The organism is Streptomyces sp. NPDC059534 (assembly GCF_042743475.1).
GTDB lineage: Bacteria > Actinomycetota > Actinomycetes > Streptomycetales > Streptomycetaceae > Streptomyces.
This window is the reverse complement of record NZ_JBHWAQ010000126.1, coordinates 1-1979: the sequence shown is the minus strand read 5'-3', so window position 1 is coordinate 1979 and position 1979 is coordinate 1. Positions and strand designations below refer to the sequence as shown.

At 72.2% G+C, this 1979-nt stretch carries 1 protein-coding gene; it reads left to right on the top strand.

Annotation, left to right across the window (positions count from 1 at the left end):
* Positions 1–1979, top strand: a 1979-nt coding sequence (locus tag ACFVZH_RS40250) for a condensation domain-containing protein (RefSeq protein ID WP_384905599.1), incomplete at both ends; no start/stop codon positions are given.

The window sequence follows — 1979 nt, the reverse complement described above, 5'->3', positions numbered from 1 at the left end:
GACCCGAACCTCATCGCGGAGCTGGTCGAACAGCACCAGGTGACCACGCTCCAGATGTCCGCCAGCCTCTTCAACCACATGCTCGACGAATACCCCGCCGTCTTCCGGGAGATCCGCGAGGCCATGACGGCCGGCGAGGCCGCCTCCCCCGCGCACGTCACCCGCGCCCTCACGGACCACCCGCAGCTGCACCTGCTCAACGGGTACGGGCCGGCCGAGAGCATGGGCTTCACCACGGCCTTCGTCATCGAGCCCGGCACCGCCGCCGGCGCGGCCAGCATTCCCGTCGGCGGGCCGCTGTCCGGCAAGCACGCCTACGTCCTGGACGCCAACCTGGAGATCGTGGCCCCCGGAGTACCCGGGGAGCTGTACGTGGCCGGTCACGGTCTCGCCCACGGCTACATCGGCCAGCAGGCCCTGACGGCCGACCGGTTCGTCGCCAACCCCCACGGGCCGGCAGGCTCACGGATGTACCGCACCGGAGACCTGGCCCGCTGGAACAAGCAGGGCGCCCTGGAGTACCTCGGCCGCGGCGACGAACAGATCAAGCTGCGCGGCTTCCGCATCGAACCCGGCGAGATCGAGGCCGCGTTGATGGCGCACGCCTCGGTGGTCCAGGCCGCCGCCGTCGTACGGGAGGACCGGCCCGGCGACAAGCGACTCGTCGCCTACGCGGTCACGGACGCGACCCCGGAGGAGCTGCGCCGCCACGTCGCCGCGCGCCTGCCCGAGCACCTGGTGCCTTCGGCCTTCGTGGTCCTGGACGAGCTCCCGCGCACGGTCAACGGCAAGCTCGACCGCCGGGCCCTGCCCGCACCCGACGACAGCACCTCGTCCGAAGGCGGCCGCGCCCCGCGCAACCCGGCCGAGGAGATCCTCTGCGCTCTCTTCGCCGACACGCTCGGGCTGGACTCCGTCACGCTGGACGACAACTTCTTCCACCGCGGCGGACACTCCCTGCGCGCCACGAAACTCACCTCCAAGATCCGCGACGCCTTCGGCGTGCGGCTCGGGGTGCGGGAGATCTTCCAGCACCCGACCGTGGCCCGGCTCGCCGAGCTGATCGCGGTGAGCGGCGGCGAGGAGGAGCGCCCCGCGCTGGTGGCCGGCGAGCGGCCCGAGCGGCTCCCGCTCTCCTCGGCCCAGCAACGCCTGTGGTTCCTCGACCAGCTGGAGGGACCCTCGCCCACGTACAACATCCCGCTGGCCGTACGGCTCACCGGCGCCCTCGACGCGGAGGCCCTGCGCCTCGCGCTCGCCGACGTCGTCGTACGCCACGAATCCCTGCGGACCTCTTTCCCCTCCGAGGGCGGCATGCCTCACCAGGCGATCCGACCTCTCGCGGCGACCGACCTCGCGCTCCCGGTGATCCCGGTGACGGAGGAGTCCCTGCCCCAGGTGCTGGCCGGACTGTCCGGCACCACGTTCGACCTCTCCACCGATCTGCCCATCCGCGCGGATCTGCTGGAGCTGTCCCCCGGGGAGCACGTGCTCCTGGTGGTGATGCACCACATCGCCTCCGACGGCTGGTCGAACGGCCCGCTCCTGCGGGACCTCGCTGCGGCGTACACGGCCCGCAGCGGGGGAGCGGCCCCCGAGTGGGCGCCGCTCCCGGTCCAGTACGCCGACTACACCCTGTGGCAGCGGAGTCTCCTCGCCATCGATGAGGAGCGCCAACTCGCCTTCTGGCGGAAGCAGTTGGCCGAGCTGCCGGAGGAGGCGACCCTCCCCGCGGACCGACCGCGGCCGGCCGTCGCCTCCTATCGCGGGGCCACCCACAAGGTGACCGCCCCCGCCCAGACGCACGCTGCCCTGACCGGGCTGGCGCGTGAGACCGGAACCACCCTGTTCATGGTCGCCCAGGCCGCCGTCGCCACCGTGCTGGCACGGTGCGGTGCCGGAACGGATGTCCCGATCGGTTCGCCGGTCGCGGGGCGGACGGATCAGGCTCTCGACGATCTCGTGGGCTTTTTCGTCAA